At 72.0% G+C, this 14,872-nt stretch carries 18 protein-coding genes; 15 read left to right on the forward strand and 3 right to left on the reverse strand.

Going from position 1 to position 14,872, the window contains the following annotated elements; translation table 11 throughout:
* The first annotated feature begins 166 nt into the window (after positions 1-166).
* The 3 genes from ACWD4O_RS21075 (at position 167) to ACWD4O_RS21085 (ending at position 2,025) form a co-directional block, all read left to right on the forward strand.
* Positions 167-1,360: an RtcB family protein gene (locus ACWD4O_RS21075; protein WP_451281791.1), complete on the forward strand. Its 1,194-nt coding sequence runs from the start codon at positions 167-169 to the stop codon at positions 1,358-1,360.
* A gap of 198 nt (positions 1,361-1,558) precedes the next feature.
* Positions 1,559-1,729, forward strand: coding sequence for a hypothetical protein (locus ACWD4O_RS21080; protein WP_451281793.1), 171 nt, complete (start codon positions 1,559-1,561; stop codon positions 1,727-1,729).
* The gene (locus ACWD4O_RS21085; protein WP_451281795.1) at positions 1,717-2,025 is read left to right on the forward strand and encodes a hypothetical protein; all 309 of its coding nucleotides are present in this window, start codon (positions 1,717-1,719) and stop codon (positions 2,023-2,025) included. The genes ACWD4O_RS21080 and ACWD4O_RS21085 overlap by 13 nt, the downstream gene beginning before the upstream one ends.
* Positions 2,026-2,028: 3 nt before the next feature.
* Here ACWD4O_RS21085 and ACWD4O_RS21090 read toward each other — a convergent pair whose 3' ends face one another.
* Complete coding sequence (locus ACWD4O_RS21090) at positions 2,029-2,226, reverse strand: hypothetical protein (RefSeq protein ID WP_451281796.1); 198 nt, start codon at positions 2,224-2,226, stop codon at positions 2,029-2,031.
* Entirely contained in the window at positions 2,226-3,002 is a 777-nt protein-coding gene (locus tag ACWD4O_RS21095; protein WP_451281798.1) for an SDR family NAD(P)-dependent oxidoreductase, read from the reverse strand. The genes ACWD4O_RS21090 and ACWD4O_RS21095 overlap by 1 nt, the downstream gene beginning before the upstream one ends.
* A gap of 222 nt (positions 3,003-3,224) precedes the next feature.
* Here ACWD4O_RS21095 and ACWD4O_RS21100 point away from each other — a divergent pair, with 222 nt between their 5' ends.
* The 4 genes from ACWD4O_RS21100 to ACWD4O_RS21115 all read left to right on the forward strand — a co-directional run bounded on the left by ACWD4O_RS21100 (position 3,225) and on the right by ACWD4O_RS21115 (position 6,224).
* A complete protein-coding gene (locus tag ACWD4O_RS21100; RefSeq protein WP_451281800.1) occupies positions 3,225-3,704 on the forward strand; it encodes a hypothetical protein in 480 nt (159 codons plus the stop codon).
* Positions 3,705-3,812: 108 nt separating this feature from the next.
* Positions 3,813-4,286, forward strand: a complete 474-nt coding sequence (locus ACWD4O_RS21105) for a MarR family winged helix-turn-helix transcriptional regulator (protein ID WP_351918762.1) — start codon at positions 3,813-3,815, stop codon at positions 4,284-4,286.
* Positions 4,287-4,413: 127 nt separating this feature from the next.
* The gene (locus ACWD4O_RS21110; protein WP_451281802.1) at positions 4,414-5,445 is read left to right on the forward strand and encodes a permease; all 1,032 of its coding nucleotides are present in this window, start codon (positions 4,414-4,416) and stop codon (positions 5,443-5,445) included.
* On the forward strand, positions 5,442-6,224 hold the full coding sequence (locus tag ACWD4O_RS21115) for a TIGR03943 family putative permease subunit (protein ID WP_451281804.1): 783 nt from the start codon (positions 5,442-5,444) through the stop codon (positions 6,222-6,224). Before ACWD4O_RS21110 ends, ACWD4O_RS21115 begins: the two co-directional genes overlap by 4 nt.
* A gap of 21 nt (positions 6,225-6,245) precedes the next feature.
* On the opposite strand, the gene ACWD4O_RS21120 is transcribed toward ACWD4O_RS21115, so the two are convergent.
* Entirely contained in the window at positions 6,246-7,067 is an 822-nt protein-coding gene (locus ACWD4O_RS21120; protein ID WP_451281806.1) for a DUF6597 domain-containing transcriptional factor, read from the reverse strand.
* A gap of 62 nt (positions 7,068-7,129) precedes the next feature.
* Between ACWD4O_RS21120 and ACWD4O_RS21125 the strand changes: the two genes are divergently transcribed.
* From ACWD4O_RS21125 to ACWD4O_RS21160, 8 genes are all read left to right on the forward strand, one after another.
* Positions 7,130-7,747 carry a TIGR03086 family metal-binding protein gene (locus tag ACWD4O_RS21125; RefSeq protein ID WP_451281808.1) on the forward strand — a complete coding sequence of 206 codons (618 nt, stop codon included), beginning with the start codon at positions 7,130-7,132 and terminating at the stop codon, positions 7,745-7,747.
* A gap of 153 nt (positions 7,748-7,900) precedes the next feature.
* Positions 7,901-8,992, forward strand: coding sequence for an LLM class flavin-dependent oxidoreductase (locus ACWD4O_RS21130; protein ID WP_451281809.1), 1,092 nt, complete (start codon positions 7,901-7,903; stop codon positions 8,990-8,992).
* The gene (locus tag ACWD4O_RS21135) at positions 8,989-9,600 is read left to right on the forward strand and encodes an FMN reductase (protein ID WP_451281811.1); all 612 of its coding nucleotides are present in this window, start codon (positions 8,989-8,991) and stop codon (positions 9,598-9,600) included. The genes ACWD4O_RS21130 and ACWD4O_RS21135 overlap by 4 nt, the downstream gene beginning before the upstream one ends.
* A gap of 142 nt (positions 9,601-9,742) precedes the next feature.
* A complete protein-coding gene (locus tag ACWD4O_RS21140) occupies positions 9,743-10,462 on the forward strand; it encodes a response regulator transcription factor (RefSeq protein ID WP_451281813.1) in 720 nt (239 codons plus the stop codon).
* Between the two features lie 28 nt (positions 10,463-10,490).
* On the forward strand, positions 10,491-11,918 hold the full coding sequence (locus tag ACWD4O_RS21145) for a HAMP domain-containing sensor histidine kinase (RefSeq protein ID WP_451282144.1): 1,428 nt from the start codon (positions 10,491-10,493) through the stop codon (positions 11,916-11,918).
* A 197-nt stretch (positions 11,919-12,115) separates the two neighbouring features.
* Positions 12,116-13,381: an ArgE/DapE family deacylase gene (locus ACWD4O_RS21150; protein ID WP_451281815.1), complete on the forward strand. Its 1,266-nt coding sequence runs from the start codon at positions 12,116-12,118 to the stop codon at positions 13,379-13,381.
* Between the two features lie 91 nt (positions 13,382-13,472).
* Positions 13,473-14,168, forward strand: coding sequence for a hypothetical protein (locus ACWD4O_RS21155; protein ID WP_451281817.1), 696 nt, complete (start codon positions 13,473-13,475; stop codon positions 14,166-14,168).
* Between the two features lie 69 nt (positions 14,169-14,237).
* Positions 14,238-14,831 carry a sigma-70 family RNA polymerase sigma factor gene (locus tag ACWD4O_RS21160; protein ID WP_450946257.1) on the forward strand — a complete coding sequence of 198 codons (594 nt, stop codon included), beginning with the start codon at positions 14,238-14,240 and terminating at the stop codon, positions 14,829-14,831.
* Positions 14,832-14,872: the final 41 nt, after the last annotated feature.

Raw genomic sequence — 14,872 nt, forward strand, 5'->3', positions numbered from 1 at the left:
CCAGTGTCCCCGCTGGTTATTCGCTTGCCGGGCGGGGGCGGCCCCTGCAGACAATGTGTATCGCACGCAACACCGTGGACGCCGGTCCGCCGTCCGATTTAGTGGATCTTGGCTCCGGTTTTGCGATAACTGACTTCTGTAGTTGTTCCGGGGGAATGAGGACGATATGTCGTACGTGGAAATGCCGGGCGCGAAGGTACCCATCCGTATGTGGGCCGACCCGACGTCGGTCGAGGAGGGCGCGCTTCAGCAGCTGCGCAACGTGGCGACCCTGCCGTGGATCAAGGGCCTGGCGGTCATGCCGGACGTCCACTACGGGAAGGGCGCGACGGTCGGCTCGGTCATCGCGATGCAGGGGGCGGTGTGCCCTGCGGCGGTGGGCGTGGACATCGGCTGCGGGATGTCGGCGGTCAAGACGTCGTTGACGGCGAACGACCTGCCGGGGGATCTGTCCCGACTGCGGTCGAAGATCGAGGAAGCCATTCCGGTCGGGCGGGGGATGCATGACAGCCCCGTCGAGCCGGGTCGGTTCCATGGACTGGCCACCGGGGGGTGGGACGACTTCTGGGGGCGGTTCGACGGGGTCGCCGAAGCGGTCAAATTCCGGCAGGACCGTGCCACAAAGCAGATGGGAACGCTCGGCAGCGGCAACCACTTCGTCGAGGTCTGCATCAGTGGCGACGACTCGGTCTGGCTCATGCTCCACTCCGGCTCCCGGAACATCGGCAAGGAGCTGGCCGAGCACCACATCGGCGTGGCCCAGAAGCTCCCGCACAACCAGGGGCTGATCGACCGCGACCTCGCCGTGTTCGTCGCGGACACGCCGCAGATGGGGGCGTACCGCAATGACCTGTTCTGGGCCCAGGAGTACGCGAAGTACAACCGCACGCTGATGATGGCGCTCCTGAAGGACGTGGTCCGCAAGGAGTTCAAGAAGGCGAAGCCGAACTTCGAGCCGGAGATCTCCTGCCACCACAACTACGTGAGCGAGGAGCGGTACGAAGGCATGGACCTGCTCGTGACCCGCAAGGGCGCGATCCGGGCCGGTTCCGGCGAGTACGGGATCATCCCGGGCTCGATGGGGACGGGTTCGTACATCGTGAAGGGACTCGGCAACGAGAAGTCGTTCAACTCGGCTTCGCACGGGGCCGGTCGGCGGATGAGCCGCAACGCGGCCAAGCGCCGCTTCACGACGAAGGACCTGGAGGAGCAGACGCAGGGCGTGGAGTGCCGTAAGGACTCCGGCGTCGTGGACGAGATCCCGAGCGCCTACAAGCCGATCGAGCAGGTCATCGATCAGCAGCGGGACCTCGTGGAGGTCGTCGCGAAGCTGAAGCAGGTCGTCTGCGTGAAGGGCTGACGGAGCGCGGCGCCCCCGGCGGAACCGGGGAACCGAACGGGGGTGCGGTGCTGTCTTCAGATGGGCCAGTTCGGGGCGATGACACGGGGGTGTCTGATGAAGCGGATATGCGCTGTGGTGTGCGTGCTCGTCATGGGGGGCCTGCTCGCCGGGTGTTCGCAGGGGTATGAGGACAAGCGGGGGAGGGGGGACGCCCCGGTGCAGGGGAACGCGGGGGACGACACTCCTGCCGAGGTGTTCAACATGCCCGACGGGTTCGGGAACCTCGCCACGAAGTGTGTGGGGCACGGGTTTCGGGCGTATGTGACGACCAACGCCACCGGTCCGTCCAATGTGCAGATCGTGGAGGACAAGACGTGCGGCGGGTGAGCGGCGTCGGCCTGGTGGCCGTTCTCGTTCTCGCGCTCGGCGCCTGTTCGCAGGAGCACTACGACGAGCGTGGGAAGGCCGACGCTCCGGTGGCGGGGCAGCGTGGGGAGGACGGTCCGGCCGAGGTGTTCAACTTTCCGGACGGGTTCGGGAACCTCGCCACGAAGTGTGTGGGGCAGGGGAAGCGGGGCTACGCCACGACCAAGTCCGTGCAGGCCGACGATGACGACGACGAGGTCGTCGTCATTCCGGCCAACGCGGTGATCGTGGACGATCCGACCTGCACGGCGCCTTGAGCGTCACTTCGCGTGGCGGACCGCGTAGATCATGACGAACGCGATGAAGTGGATGCCGAAGAGGAAGTAGGCCAGGAAGCCCCACATCTTGCGTTCGTCCCTGGTCTCCTGGGCGAGGCGGCGCTGTTCCTGCGCCTTCAGCGCGTTCTGCGCGTCCGCCGCCGCGTCCGCCGCCGGGTCCGTGGTGTCCTCCGGGGGCATCACAGCTCCCTGTGGACCTTGGTGTTCGATGCCTGGGCGCGGGGGCGCAGGACCAGGAGGTCCACGTTGACGTGGCTCGGGCGGGTCACCGCCCAGGTGATCGTCTCGGCCACGTCGGAGGCGGTGAGGGGTTCGGCGACGCCCTCGTAGACCTTGGCCGCCTTGTCCTCGTCGCCGTTGAAGCGGGTGAGGGCGAACTCGTCGGTCTTGACCATGCCGGGGGCGATCTCGATGACGCGGACCGGCCGGCCGACGATCTCCAGGCGGAGGGTCTCGGCGAGGACGTGGGCACCGTGCTTGGCGGCGACGTAGCCCGCGCCGCCCTCGTACGTGCCGTGTCCGGCGGTGGAGGAGACGACGACCACCGTGCCGTCGCCGCTCGCGACCAGCTGGGGCAGGAGGGCCTGGGTGATGTTCAGGGTGCCGAGGACGTTCGTCTCGTACATCGTGCGCCAGTCGGCGGGGTCGCCGGTGGCGACGGGGTCGGCGCCGAGTGCGCCGCCCGCGTTGTTGACGAGGACGCCGATGGTCTTGAAGGCGGTGGCGAACTCGTCCACGGCGGCGCGGTCGGTCACGTCCAGCTGGTAGGCGGTCGCCTGGTGGCCGGCCGCGTTGATCTCCTCCGCGAGCGCCTCGATGCGGTCCTTGCGGCGGGCGGTCAGGACCACGCGGTAGCCGGCCGCGGCGAGTTGCCGGGCGGTGGCGGCGCCGATTCCGCTGCTCGCACCGGTGACGATCGCGATGCGGGAGGGTGCGGACGGGGCGGCGGCGGGCATGAGCGCTCCTCGGACGTGCGTGCGGCTGGCTCTCGCCAGGATAAGCCGCTGCTCAGTTCCCTCGGGGCGTGTACATGATGACCGCCAAGGACTCTGTCACCTGTTGGAGGGCGCCTGCGGGGCGCCGGGCGTGGGATACATCCCTTGCGTAGGGCCCGGCTGTTCCGGCTGTTCCGGCTGTTTCCGGTGGTTTCCGGTGGTTTCTGATCTAGGAGTGGTGGCATGCGCAGGTTGCGGGGTCTCGTGGTGTGGGGTGCGGGTGCCGTGCTGGCGGTGGGCGCGGGTGTGGTGCCCGCGCATGCGGTGGGGGAGGAGACCGAGGCCGACCTGTCGTATCACGGCTTCGCGGTCATGGACGGAGGCCGGGTCGACGTACGGCTGACTCCGCGCAACCACGGTCCGGGCGCCGTCGCCGACTCGACGGTGCGGCTGCGCTGGTCGGTGCCGTTGGCGGCGGGGGAGCAGTGGCTGCCGGCCGGGTGTGCGCGCACGGGTCGCCAGGAGGTGGTGTGCCGGACGGGGGCGCTGGCCGCGGACGGGCTGGGGGAGCAGCTGGCGTTGCGGGTGTGGCTGCGGGGGCGGCCGGCGGAGGTGACGATGCAGGTCGACACCTTGTGGGGCGGTGGGGCCGTGGACCGAAATCGGTCCAATGACCGGCAGCAGGTGCTGGTGCTGGACACCGGGGACGCCTATTTCTTCTGACTTCCTCCGACTTCCTGCGACTTCTTCTGACGCCCGTGGGGTCGGTGCGTCGTCGTACCATCTGCGGACGGCAGCCGACGGCGGCGCCGGCGCCGGCGAAGGGAAGCGATGTCGGGGAACGTGCGGTCTCGGCTGCTGGACGAGCTGTCCGTGGTCTCCCGCCGGTACATGGCCGCGTATGCCCTGTTCAACCAGGCGCTCGCCGACCGTCTGGGGCTGCATCCGACCGATCTGCAGTGTCTGAACCTGCTCACGCTGGAGCGGGAGCCGGTGACGACGGGTCGGGTAGCCGAGCTGACGGGGCTGACCACCGGGTCGGCGACCCGGCTGGTGGACCGGTTGGAGCGGGCGGGTTACGTGGTCCGGGAGCGGGACGCGGCCGATCGGCGGCGGGTGCTGGTGGCGACGGTGCCGGAGCGGATCGCGGAGTTCGGGCGGATGTGGGAGCGGCTGGGCGGCGACTGGATGCCGCTCTTCGACGATCTAGCGGACGCCGAACTCGCGGTGATCGTGGGGCACATGCGGCGGACGGTGGAGTTCGGCGCGGAGCAGGTCGTGCGGTTGCGGGAGGGCCGGATCTAGGACAGGCCCCAGGGCCGGATCCAGGGCCGCACAGCCCCTGGGCGTCGGGGCTGAGGGGGCGGGTCTAGGGTCGGGGTGGTCCTGCGGCCGGGACGGTCGGGTGACGCAGGGGACTTCTGGGGGCGGGATGCAGGAGACGGAGATACGGGCGTCCTCGGCGGGGGTGGCCGAGGAGGTTCGGGGCGGTGGCCGTCCGGGGCGTGAACTGCCGCGGCACTGGCCGCTGTTGCTGCTGGGCGCGGCCGTGTTGCCGGGTGTGCTGCTGGTGCTCGTGGGGCGGTCCCTGGACGAGCCGGCGGGGCAGGCGTGGCGGACGGTGTGTCTGGCCGTGATCGTGCAGGCGCTGCCGTTCCTGCTGTTGGGCACGGCGCTGTCGGGGGCGATCAACGCGTTCGTGCCGGCGAGTGTGTTCCAGCGGCTGCTGCCGAAGCGGCCGGCGCTGGCGGTGCCGGTGGCGGGGCTGGCGGGGGTGGTGCTCCCGGGGTGCGAGTGCGCGTCGGTGCCGGTGGCCGGCAGTCTGATCGGGCGGGGGGTCGCGCCGGCGGCCGCGTTCGCTTTTCTGCTGTCCGCTCCGGCCATCAACCCGATCGTGCTGACGGCGACGGCCGTGGCGTTTCCGGGCAGTCCGGAGATGGTGCTGGCCCGGTTGGCGGCCTCGCTGGTCACCGCGGCCGCGATGGGCTGGCTGTGGCTCTGGCTGGGGAAGTCGGAGTGGCTGCGGCCGGCCGTGCGGCACACCGGGCATCAGGCCGGGCACAGCCGGTGGACGGAGTTCCGGCAGGGCTTTCAGCACGACTTTCTGCACGCGGGCGGTTTCCTGGTGGTGGGCGCGATGGCGGCGGCGACCTTCAATGTGGCGATGCCGCGGTCGGTGCTGGACACGTTCTCCGGTTCGCCGTGGCTGTCGGTGCTGTTCCTGGCGGCGCTGGCGATCGTGCTGGCGGTGTGCAGCGAGGCGGACGCGTTCGTGGCGGCCTCGCTGAGCGGGTTCTCGCCGACGGCGCGGCTGGCGTTCATGGTGGTGGGGCCGATGGTCGATCTGAAGCTGATCGCGTTGCAGGCGGGGACGTTCGGGCGGGCCTTCGCGTGGCGGTTCTCGGCGGCCACGACGGTGGTCGCGGTGGTGTGCAGCGTGATCGTGGGAGGGGTGCTGCTGTGAAGCGGTTGGTGCAGGTCGTGCTGCTGGTGCTGAGCGGGGTCGGGTTGCTGCGGACCTCGCTGTTCACCGAGGAGTACCTGCGGTACGTGAAGCCGGGGATGCGGCCGTTGCTGGTCGCGGCCGGGGTGGTGCTGGTGGTGCTGGGGGCGGTCGAGGCGTGGACCGCCGTCAGACGACGGCGGGCCGACGACCACCAGGACCACCACGAGCACCACGAGCACGAGCACGAGCAGGGGCACGAGCAGGAGCACGGGCACGATCACTCTCGGGTGCCCCGGGTCGCCTGGCTGCTGTTCCTGCCGGTGCTGAGCCTGCTGTTCTACGCGCCGCCCGCGCTCGGGTCCTACACCGCCTCGCGGGAGCCGGCGAAGGCCGTCGCGACGGTGGACGACGACGGGTTCGATCCGCTGCCCGCGACCTCGCCGCTGCCGATCACGCTGACCGACTTCACGCAGCGGGTGCAGCAGGACCGCAGCCTCGCCGTGAAGGGGCGGGCGGTGCAGCTGACCGGGTTCGCGTCCCCTGCCGGTGACGGCGCGGACGGGTGGTATCTGACGCGGATCCTGGTCAGCTGCTGCGCGGCGGACGCCACGACGTTGAAGGTGCGGATGTACGGGGTGGCCGCGCCCGAGGCGGACACCTGGGTGGCGGTCACGGGCGTCTGGCACGCGGCCGGGAAGCTGGGGACCTCGTCGGCGCCGGTGGCGTTGGACGTGCGGAGCGTGCAGAAGATCCGCAAGCCGACGAACGCCTACATGGACGCGCTACCGCTTGGCTGAGCGCCAGCGCCAGCGCCAGTGCTACCGCTTGGCTGAGGCGGGCGCGTAGGCCGTGGGCGGTACGCCGATCGTCGCCTTGAAGTCGCGGATCAGATGGGCCTGGTCGGCGTAGCCCAGGTCGGCCGCGAGGGAGGGCCAGTCCAGCGCCTGCTCGGTCTCCGCGCGCTCCAGGGCCTCGTGGATGCGGTAGCGCAGGATGACCCACTTGGGGCTGACGCCCACGTAGGTGGCGAAGAGGCGTTGGAGGAGTCGTACGGAGACGCCCTCCTGGTCGGCCAGGTCGGTGACCCTGCGGAGGCTGCGGTCGGTGCGCACGCGCTGGACGAGGTCCATGGCGTGGTCGGCCCGGGGGTCCGGTGCGGGGTCGAGGGAGAGCAGGAACGCGTCGAGCGCGGCGATCCGGTCGAGATCGTCGGCGGGGGTGACGACCGACCGGGCGGTGGCGTCGTCGGCTCGCGGGAAGACGTCCCGGGCGGGCAGTGCGCGGCCGGTCCAGTGCGAGACGGGCACGTCGGGGGCGTAGGGCCGGAAGCCGCCGGGCCGGAACTTCGCCCCGCACACCCGGCCCTGTCCGGTCAGCTTCCGGGTGAAGAGGCCGAGCGCGACGCCGGTCAGCTCGCCGTAGGGCGGACCGTCGTCGGCGTCCCACTGGAAGGTGAGGTTGACGGAGGGGTGCGGGACGACGTGGGAGGCGTAGGGCTCGGGCAGGTCCCAGTCGATGAACCAGTACGTCTCGACATGGCGGCGCAGCGGCTCGGCGGGCCGGTGGCGGCGGAACCGCACACGGGTCAGCAGGCCGGCCGGGTCGACGATCCCGCGGGTGTCGCGGCGGGGGGCGGCCATGTCCGGATCGTACGTCGCGTTTCTTCAAGAGGGGCGGGGTCCGGCGTCCGTACCGTCGAGGCATGGACACGAACGCGAACACGACGGCGAACACGACGGCGACCACGACGGCGTACAGCATGGGTGAGCTGCTGGGCATGGCGCGTGAGCGGGCCGTGCCGGTGGTGCGGGGCATTGCGGACGCGACGCTGGCCGCTCCCACGCCCTGCGCGGAGTACGACGTGAAGGCCCTGGTCAACCATGTCTTCCAGGTGATCGTGCAGTTCCAGCGGCTGGCGGCGAAGGAGGCGTCGGAGTTCGGCGAGGCCCCGGACCGGGTGGGCGACGGGTCCGACTGGCGGGCGGAGCTGCTCGCGGAGGCGGACCGGCTGGTGGCGGCGTGGTCCGCGCCCGGCGCGGAGGAGGGCACGACCGGGGCGATGGACATGCCGGCCCGGTTGGTCGGCTCGATGGCGTTGCTGGATCTGACGGTGCACCTGTGGGATCTGGCGCGGGCCACGGGCCAGGAGTACCGGGCGGCCGACGACGCGGTGGTGGCGGAGCTGGCGGGCGCGGTCGCGCAGCTGGAGCCGACGGCCCGGAAGATGGGGGTGTTCGGGGCGCCGGTGGCGGTGGCGGAGGGGGCGTCGGAGTTCGAGCGGCTGCTCGCGCGGACCGGCCGGGATCCGTACGGGAAGTGACGTCCACCGGACGGGGCCGGGGATGAGGGGCCGGGGTGACCGGGGCGGGGGTCTTCGGCCGCCGGGCGGGGCGACCGGGGTGGGAATAGCCGGGGAGGGGGCGCCGTTCTGCAGGTATAGTTGAAGCGTAAACAACCTGGAGGGTGAGCGACCATGCAGTTCGGGATCTTCAGCGTCGGCGATGTCACGCCGGACCCCACGACGGGCCGTACGCCGAGCGAGCGTGAGCGGATCAAGGCCATGGTCGCCATCGCGCTGAAGGCGGAAGAGGTCGGCCTGGACGTCTTCGCCACCGGCGAGCACCACAACCCGCCGTTCGTGCCGTCGTCCCCGACCACGATGCTCGGCTACATAGCCGCGCAGACGGAGAAGCTGATCCTCTCCACCTCCACCACCCTGATCACCACCAACGACCCGGTGAAGATCGCCGAGGACTTCGCGATGCTCCAGCACCTGGCCGACGGCCGGGTGGACCTGATGATGGGGCGCGGGAACACCGGCCCGGTGTACCCCTGGTTCGGGCAGGACATCCGGCAGGGCATCAACCTCGCCATCGAGAACTACGCCCTGCTGCGCAGGCTGTGGCGCGAGGACGTCGTCGACTGGGAGGGGAAGTTCCGGACCGCCCTTCAGGGGTTCACCTCGACGCCCCGGCCGCTGGACGACGTGCCGCCGTTCGTCTGGCACGGCTCCATCCGGTCCCCCGAGATCGCCGAGCAGGCCGCGTTCTACGGCGACGGCTTCTTCCACAACAACATCTTCTGGCCCGCCGACCACACCAAGCAGATGGTCGAGCTGTACCGGACGCGCTACGCGCACTACGGGCACGGCACGCCCGAGCAGGCCATCGTCGGGCTCGGCGGCCAGGTGTTCATGCGGAAGAACTCGCAGGACGCCGTCCGTGAGTTCCGGCCGTACTTCGACAACGCGCCGGTCTACGGGCACGGGCCGTCCCTGGAGGACTTCACCGAGCAGACCCCGCTGACCGTCGGCACGCCCGAGCAGGTCGTCGAGAAGACGCTCAAGTTCCGCGAGTACGCCGGCGACTACCAGCGTCAGCTGTTCCTCCTGGACCACGCGGGGCTGCCGCTGAAGACCGTGCTGGAGCAGCTCGACCTGCTCGGCGAGGAGGTCGTGCCGGTGCTGCGCAAGGAGTTCGCCGTCGGGCGGCCGGCCGATGTGCCGGACGCGCCGACCCACGAGTCGCTGCTCAAGGCCACCCGGGAAGGGGTGAACGTCGCATGAAGCTCGTCGTCGTCTCGGCGGGACTGAGCGTCCCGTCGTCGACCCGGCTGCTGGCCGACCGGCTGGCGGCGGCCACCGCCGGGCGGACGCAGGCGGAGGTGGAGGTCGTGGAGCTGCGCGACCTCGCCGTGGAGATCGCCCACAACTTCACCAGCGGCTTCCCCGGACGCAAGCTCGCGGCCGCGCTGGAGGCGGTGACGGCGGCGGACGGGCTGATCGTCGTCACGCCCGTGTTCAGCGCGTCGTACAGCGGACTGTTCAAGTCCTTCTTCGACGTGCTCGACCCGGACGCGCTGGCCGGCAAGCCGGTGCTGATCGCCGCCACGGGCGGCTCGGCGCGGCACTCGCTGGTCCTGGAGCACGCCCTGCGGCCGCTCTTCTCCTACCTGCGGGCCGTGGTCGTGCCGACGGCCGTCTACGCCGCCTCGGAGGACTGGGGCGCCGAGGGCCTGCCCGACCGGATCGAGCGGGCGGCGGGGGAGCTGGCGGCGCAGATGACTCCGTCGGCGTCGGCTCCGGCTCCGGCTCCGGCTCCGGTGAAGGAGCAGTTCACGGTGGTGCCGTTCGCGGAACAGCTGGGGGCGCTTTCCAGCTCGTCCGGCGTTTGAGGACGAGGCCGTTCAGGCCGACAGCGGGGGTCTGGGGCGGCAGCCCCAGAAACGCCCACCCGACGGTGAGAGCCGAGTAAGAAGGGTGATCGTAGGACCGTCCGAACCGCCCAACCGCCGGAGGCCTTGGCAGACTGGGCTGGTGCCTCCCACTGTGCTGCTCGCCGAAGACGACCGTGCCATCCGCAACGCCCTGGAACGCGCCCTGTCCCTGGAGGGCTACCGGGTCACCGCGGTCGCCGACGGGGTCGAGGCGCTGGCGCACGCCCACAAGAATCCGCCGGACGTGCTCCTCCTCGACGTGATGATGCCCGGGATCGACGGCCTTCAGGTCTGCCGGGTGCTGCGCGCCGAAGGGGACCGCACGCCCATCCTGATGCTGACCGCGCTGGTGGAGACCGCCGACCGGATCGCCGGTCTCGACGCGGGCGCCGACGACTACGTCGTCAAGCCGTTCGACGTCGAGGAGGTCTTCGCCCGGCTGCGGGCGCTGCTGCGCCGGACCAACCCCGACGCCGCGACGCCCGTGGTGCCCGACGTCCCCAGGCAGCTGCCCGAGCAGCGGTATCTGGAGGCGGCCGGGCTGCGGATGGACCCGCAGGCGCGGCGGGCCTGGCGCAGCGGGCGGGAGCTGGAGCTGACCCGGACCGAGTTCGAGCTGCTGGAGCTGCTCGTGCGCAACGCCGGGATCGTCCTGGACCACTCCACGATCTACGACCGCATCTGGGGCTACGATTTCGGGCCCGGCTCCAAGAACCTCGCCGTCTACGTCGGCTACCTGCGCCGCAAGCTCGACCAGCCGGGCGCCCCGCAGCTGATCCACACCGTGCGCGGGGTGGGTTACGTGCTGCGGGAGGACTGAGGGCGAGCGGGTGAGCGGTCCGGACCTGATGCGTCGGCTGCGTCGGGTCGTGTCCCGGCCGCGGCCGAAACTGGTGTCGCTGCGCACCACCTTCGCGGTGTCCTTCGCGGCCGTCACCGCCGCCGTCACCGTCCTGATCGGCGTCCTGTCGTACTCGGCGGCCGCCCGGCTGGTCCGGGTCGACCAGGAGACCGTGTTCGACGAGGTCGTGCAGGATCTGCGGGACGAGGTGCGCGACACCCGGATGGCGCCGGAGGACTTCTCCTCGGCCGCGCCGGGCCACGACCTCGTGCGGCCGGCCCGGACGGACGTGCAGGTGCTGGGTCCGGCCGGCTCGGTCGTGGACCACGGCACCCCCGGGCTGCCGGTCGTGGCCGCCGACCGCACGATCGCCGCCGCCGCGGCGTCCGGGCGGATCATCGAGCACAAGGATGTGGACGTCGGCAGCGACGTCTACCGCATCGCGACCGTCTCGCTGGGCGGCGGCCGGGGCGCGGTGCAGGTGGCACAGGAGTTCAGCGACACCGAGGACCTGCTGCGGGCGCTCCAGCAGCGCACGCTGGTCCTGATGATCGCCGTGGTGACGGCCGCCGGGCTGTTCGGCTGGTGGCTGGCCCGGCGCATCACCCACCGGCTCGTCATCCTCACGACCGCCGCCGAGGACGTCGCCCGCACGCGCCGGCTCGGCGTGCAGGTGCCGGTCACCGGCTACGACGAGGTGGGCCGGCTGGGCCGCGCCTTCGACCGCATGCTGGGCCGGCTCGCCCAGTCGGAGGAGGACCAGCGGCGGCTCGTCCAGGACGCGGGGCACGAACTGCGCACACCGCTGACGTCGTTGCGGACGAACATCTCGCTGCTGCACCGCATCGACGAGCTGCCGCCCGACGCCCGCGCCGAGCTGGTGGCGGATCTGGGCCAGGAGGCCCGTGAACTGACCGACCTGGTGAACGAGCTGGTCGATCTCGCGGCCGGCCAGTCCGACACCGAGCCGCCGCGGAAGCTGGACCTCGCCGACATCGCGGAGGAGGTCGCGGGCCTCGCCCGGCGCCGCACCGGACGGCAGGTCGTGCTCCGGGTGAGCGGTGCCACCACCACCCACGGGCGGCCGGGCATGCTCCAGCGGGCGGTGTCCAACCTGGTGGAGAACGCGACCAAGTTCGACCGTGAGGGCCGGGCGCCGGTCGAGATCGCCGTGACCGGGCCCGCCCGGCCGGGCGTCGTCCGCGTCGAGGTCCTCGATCGCGGGCCCGGCATCGCCGAGGCCGACCTGACCCGGGTCTTCGACCGCTTCTACCGTGCCGCCGACGCCCGTTCCCTGCCCGGCTCCGGCCTCGGCCTGTCGATCGTGCGCGAGGTGGCGCTGGCCCACGGGGGCGGGCCGTTCGCCTTCCGGCGGGCGGGCGGCGGCTCGGTGATCGGGTTCACGGTGGGCGGCGGGCCGCCGGACACGGCATAGCTCCGCTGGAAGTGCCGCGAAGTGCCGTCGTTTTGCTGCGGCTCCGTCGTGGCTGGTCGCGCAGTTCCCCGCGCCCCTTGAGGGGCGCTGCCGAACCGGAGCCGACATCGCTGGACCCCCTTGGCGCCCCCGGCGTAGCGGCGGGCCGGGGTGAGCAGGTATGTCTTCTGGAGTTGTGGAAGCGGAGGGAGTGGGGCGTGCTCGATGACCGGGAGGCCGCGGTGCTGGCGGCGGTGGACGAGGAGGCCGTCGGGCGGACGCTGGCGGAGCTGATCGCGATACCGAGCGTCGGCGGGAGCCCGGCCGAGTCCGAGATCCAGCATCACCTCGCCGGGCGGCTGGAGCGGCTCGGGCTCGACGTCGACCTGTGGTCCATGGACCTGCCCGCCCTGCGCGCCGACCCCGGCTTCCCCGGCGCGGAGGCCCCGCGCGACGAGGCGTGGGGGCTGGTGGGCCACACCCCCGGGGACGGTGCCGGGCCGACGCTGATCCTGCAGGGCCATGTGGACGTCGTCCCGCCCGGCGACCCCGCCGCCTGGGACGGCGACCCGTTCGTGCCACGGGTCACCGGGGATCTCGTGCACGGGCGGGGCGCGTGCGACATGAAGGCCGGGCTCGCCGCCCACCTGGGCGCGCTGGCCGCGATCCGGGCGGCCGGGGTGCGGCTGCGCGGACGGGTCGCCGTGCACTTCGTCGTCGGCGAGGAGGACGGCGGACTGGGCGCCTTCGGCACCTTGCGGCGCGGGTACGGCGGCGACGCGTGCGTCATCGCCGAACCCACCTCGCGGACGGTGATCACCGCCAACGCGGGCGCGCTGACCTTCCGGATCGCCGTCCCCGGCAAGGCCGCCCACGCCAGTTCGCGGGAGGCCGGGGTCAGCGCGATCGACGCCTATCTGCCGCTGCACCGGGCGCTGGCCCGGCTGGAGGGCGAGCGCAACCGGGACCCGGATCCGCTGCTCGCCGAGTACCCGATCCCGTACTCCCTGTCCGTCGGCACCGTGCGCTCCGGGGACTGGGCGAGCAGCGTGCCCGATCTGCTGGTCGCGGAGGGGCGGCTCGGGGTGCGGCTCGGGGAGGACCCGGCGGTGGCGCGGGCGGCGCTGGAGCGGTGCGTGGCCGAGGCGTGTGCGCAGGACGACTGGCTGCGCGCGCATCCGGCGACCGTGACCTGGCCCGGCGGCCAGTTCGCGAGCGGCCGGCTGGCGGCCGGGCATCCGCTGCGGGACGTCGTCGCGGACGCGTACGCCGACGCGACCGGCGCGGCGCGACCGCGCGAACGCGGGGCCACCTACGGGAGCGACCTGCGGCTCTACGCCGGGGCCGGGATTCCCACGGTGCAGTTCGGGCCGGGGGACATCGGCGTCGCCCACAGCGCACGCGAACACGTGTCCCTCCGGGAGGTGGTGGAGACGGTGCGGGCGCTGGCGCTGACGGCGGTGCGGACAGCGGGCATGAGGTGAGGCAGGTCACAGTCGCCGATTGAGGTGCGGACCGGGGTGAATTCCGTACCCCCGCACGACGACCGATGTCCGGATGCGAGGATGAGTCGCCATGGCCGCTGGGTGGTGTTCTCGCACGCTACGGGCCGCGCTGTTCGCGGCCGTCTGTGTGCTGCTCGCCGCCCTGGGACACGTGATGATGTCCGGCTCCGAGGTGCCCGCGTGGGCGTTGGCCGCGAGCGTGGCCCTCACCGGTGCCACCGGCTGGAGCCTGGCGGGCCGGGAACGCGGACTCCCTCTCATCGTGACGGTCGTGCTCGCCGCCCAGACGGTCCTGCACACGGCGTTCTCACTGACGGAACGTCAACCATCGGCCGGGGCCGTGGAGATCGACTCCATGGACATGGGCGGCATGGTCGGCATGAGCGGCATGGGCCGCATGCGCCATGCAGGGCACATGGAGCACATGGAGCACATGCAGCACACGGGCCCCATGGACCCTTGGGGTGAGGCCGTCGGCATGGGCGTCTCGTCCTCGTTCGGCATGCTCGCCGCCCACCTGCTCGCCGCGCTGCTGTGCGGACTGTGGCTGGCCCACGGCGAGAGGGCCGTGTTCCGGATCCTGCGGGCGGTGGCCGGCTGGCTGGCCGCGCCGCTGCGCCTGCTGCTCCTCGCCCTGCCCGTCGTCCCGGAACGCCCGCGCGTCAGGGTCGGCCGCCGCGGATCGGAGCGGGCGCCGCGGCTTCTCCTTCTCAGCTACGCGATCACCACGAGGGGCCCACCCCTGAGGACCGCCGCCGCCGTCTGACGACACACGTCCGTCGACGGCCGTCATTTCCTCATGCCCTCAGGCATGCCCACACGCGTGCCCTCATGGATGATCCGAGAAGGACACCAGGTGATCAGTACTGCCCCAAAGCCGTCCCAGGCGTCCCACGCCTCCCGGGACGAGTCGATAACGGCCTGGGCGCTCGCCGCCCGTGCCGGTGACGCGGACGCCGTCGAGCAGTTCGTCCGCGCGCTGCACCGCGACGTCCTGCGCTACGTCGCCCATCTGTGCGCCGATCCCCAGGCCGTCGACGACCTCGCCCAGGACACCTTCCTGCGCGCCCTCGGCAGCCTGCACCGCTTCGAGGGCCGTTCCTCGGCGCGGTCCTGGCTGCTGTCCATCGCCCGCCGGGCGGTGGTCGACAGCCATCGGTACGCCGCCGCCCGCCCCCGGCTGTCCGACGTCCCGGACTGGCAGGTCGCCGCGGAGCGCGTCCAGCCGCGCGACCTGCCCGGCTTCGACGACGGCGTCGTCCTGCTGGATCTGCTGGCCTCGCTGCCGGACGAGCGGCGGGAGGCGTTCGTCCTCACGCAACTGGCCGGACTGCCCTACGCGGAGGCGGCTCGGGCGAGCGACTGCCCGGTCGGCACGGTCCGTTCGCGCGTGGCGCGGGCGCGGGCGACGCTGGCGGAACAGTTGTAGGAACCGTTTCCGGGGGCGGTGGCCGGTGCCACCGCCCTCGG

Source organism: Streptomyces sp. NPDC002623 (assembly GCF_053592635.1).

Bases quoted from the DNA above. Each gene is read 5' to 3' on its own strand.
- ACWD4O_RS21160 (WP_450946257.1), top strand. From the start codon at position 14,238: ATGATCCGAGAAGGACACCAGGTGATCAGTACTGCCCCAAAGCCGTCC.
- ACWD4O_RS21120 (WP_451281806.1), bottom strand. From the start codon at position 7,067: ATGGCCGCCCCCCGCCGCGACACCCGCGGGATCGTCGACCCGGCCGGC.
- ACWD4O_RS21145 (WP_451282144.1), top strand. From the start codon at position 10,491: ATGCGTCGGCTGCGTCGGGTCGTGTCCCGGCCGCGGCCGAAACTGGTG.
- ACWD4O_RS21155 (WP_451281817.1), top strand. From the start codon at position 13,473: ATGGCCGCTGGGTGGTGTTCTCGCACGCTACGGGCCGCGCTGTTCGCG.
- ACWD4O_RS21095 (WP_451281798.1), bottom strand. From the start codon at position 3,002: ATGCCCGCCGCCGCCCCGTCCGCACCCTCCCGCATCGCGATCGTCACC.
- ACWD4O_RS21075 (WP_451281791.1), top strand. From the start codon at position 167: ATGTCGTACGTGGAAATGCCGGGCGCGAAGGTACCCATCCGTATGTGG.
- ACWD4O_RS21100 (WP_451281800.1), top strand. From the start codon at position 3,225: ATGCGCAGGTTGCGGGGTCTCGTGGTGTGGGGTGCGGGTGCCGTGCTG.
- ACWD4O_RS21130 (WP_451281809.1), top strand. From the start codon at position 7,901: ATGCAGTTCGGGATCTTCAGCGTCGGCGATGTCACGCCGGACCCCACG.
- ACWD4O_RS21090 (WP_451281796.1), bottom strand. From the start codon at position 2,226: ATGCCCCCGGAGGACACCACGGACCCGGCGGCGGACGCGGCGGCGGAC.
- ACWD4O_RS21110 (WP_451281802.1), top strand. From the start codon at position 4,414: ATGCAGGAGACGGAGATACGGGCGTCCTCGGCGGGGGTGGCCGAGGAG.
- ACWD4O_RS21125 (WP_451281808.1), top strand. From the start codon at position 7,130: ATGGACACGAACGCGAACACGACGGCGAACACGACGGCGACCACGACG.
- ACWD4O_RS21135 (WP_451281811.1), top strand. From the start codon at position 8,989: ATGAAGCTCGTCGTCGTCTCGGCGGGACTGAGCGTCCCGTCGTCGACC.
- ACWD4O_RS21105 (WP_351918762.1), top strand. From the start codon at position 3,813: ATGTCGGGGAACGTGCGGTCTCGGCTGCTGGACGAGCTGTCCGTGGTC.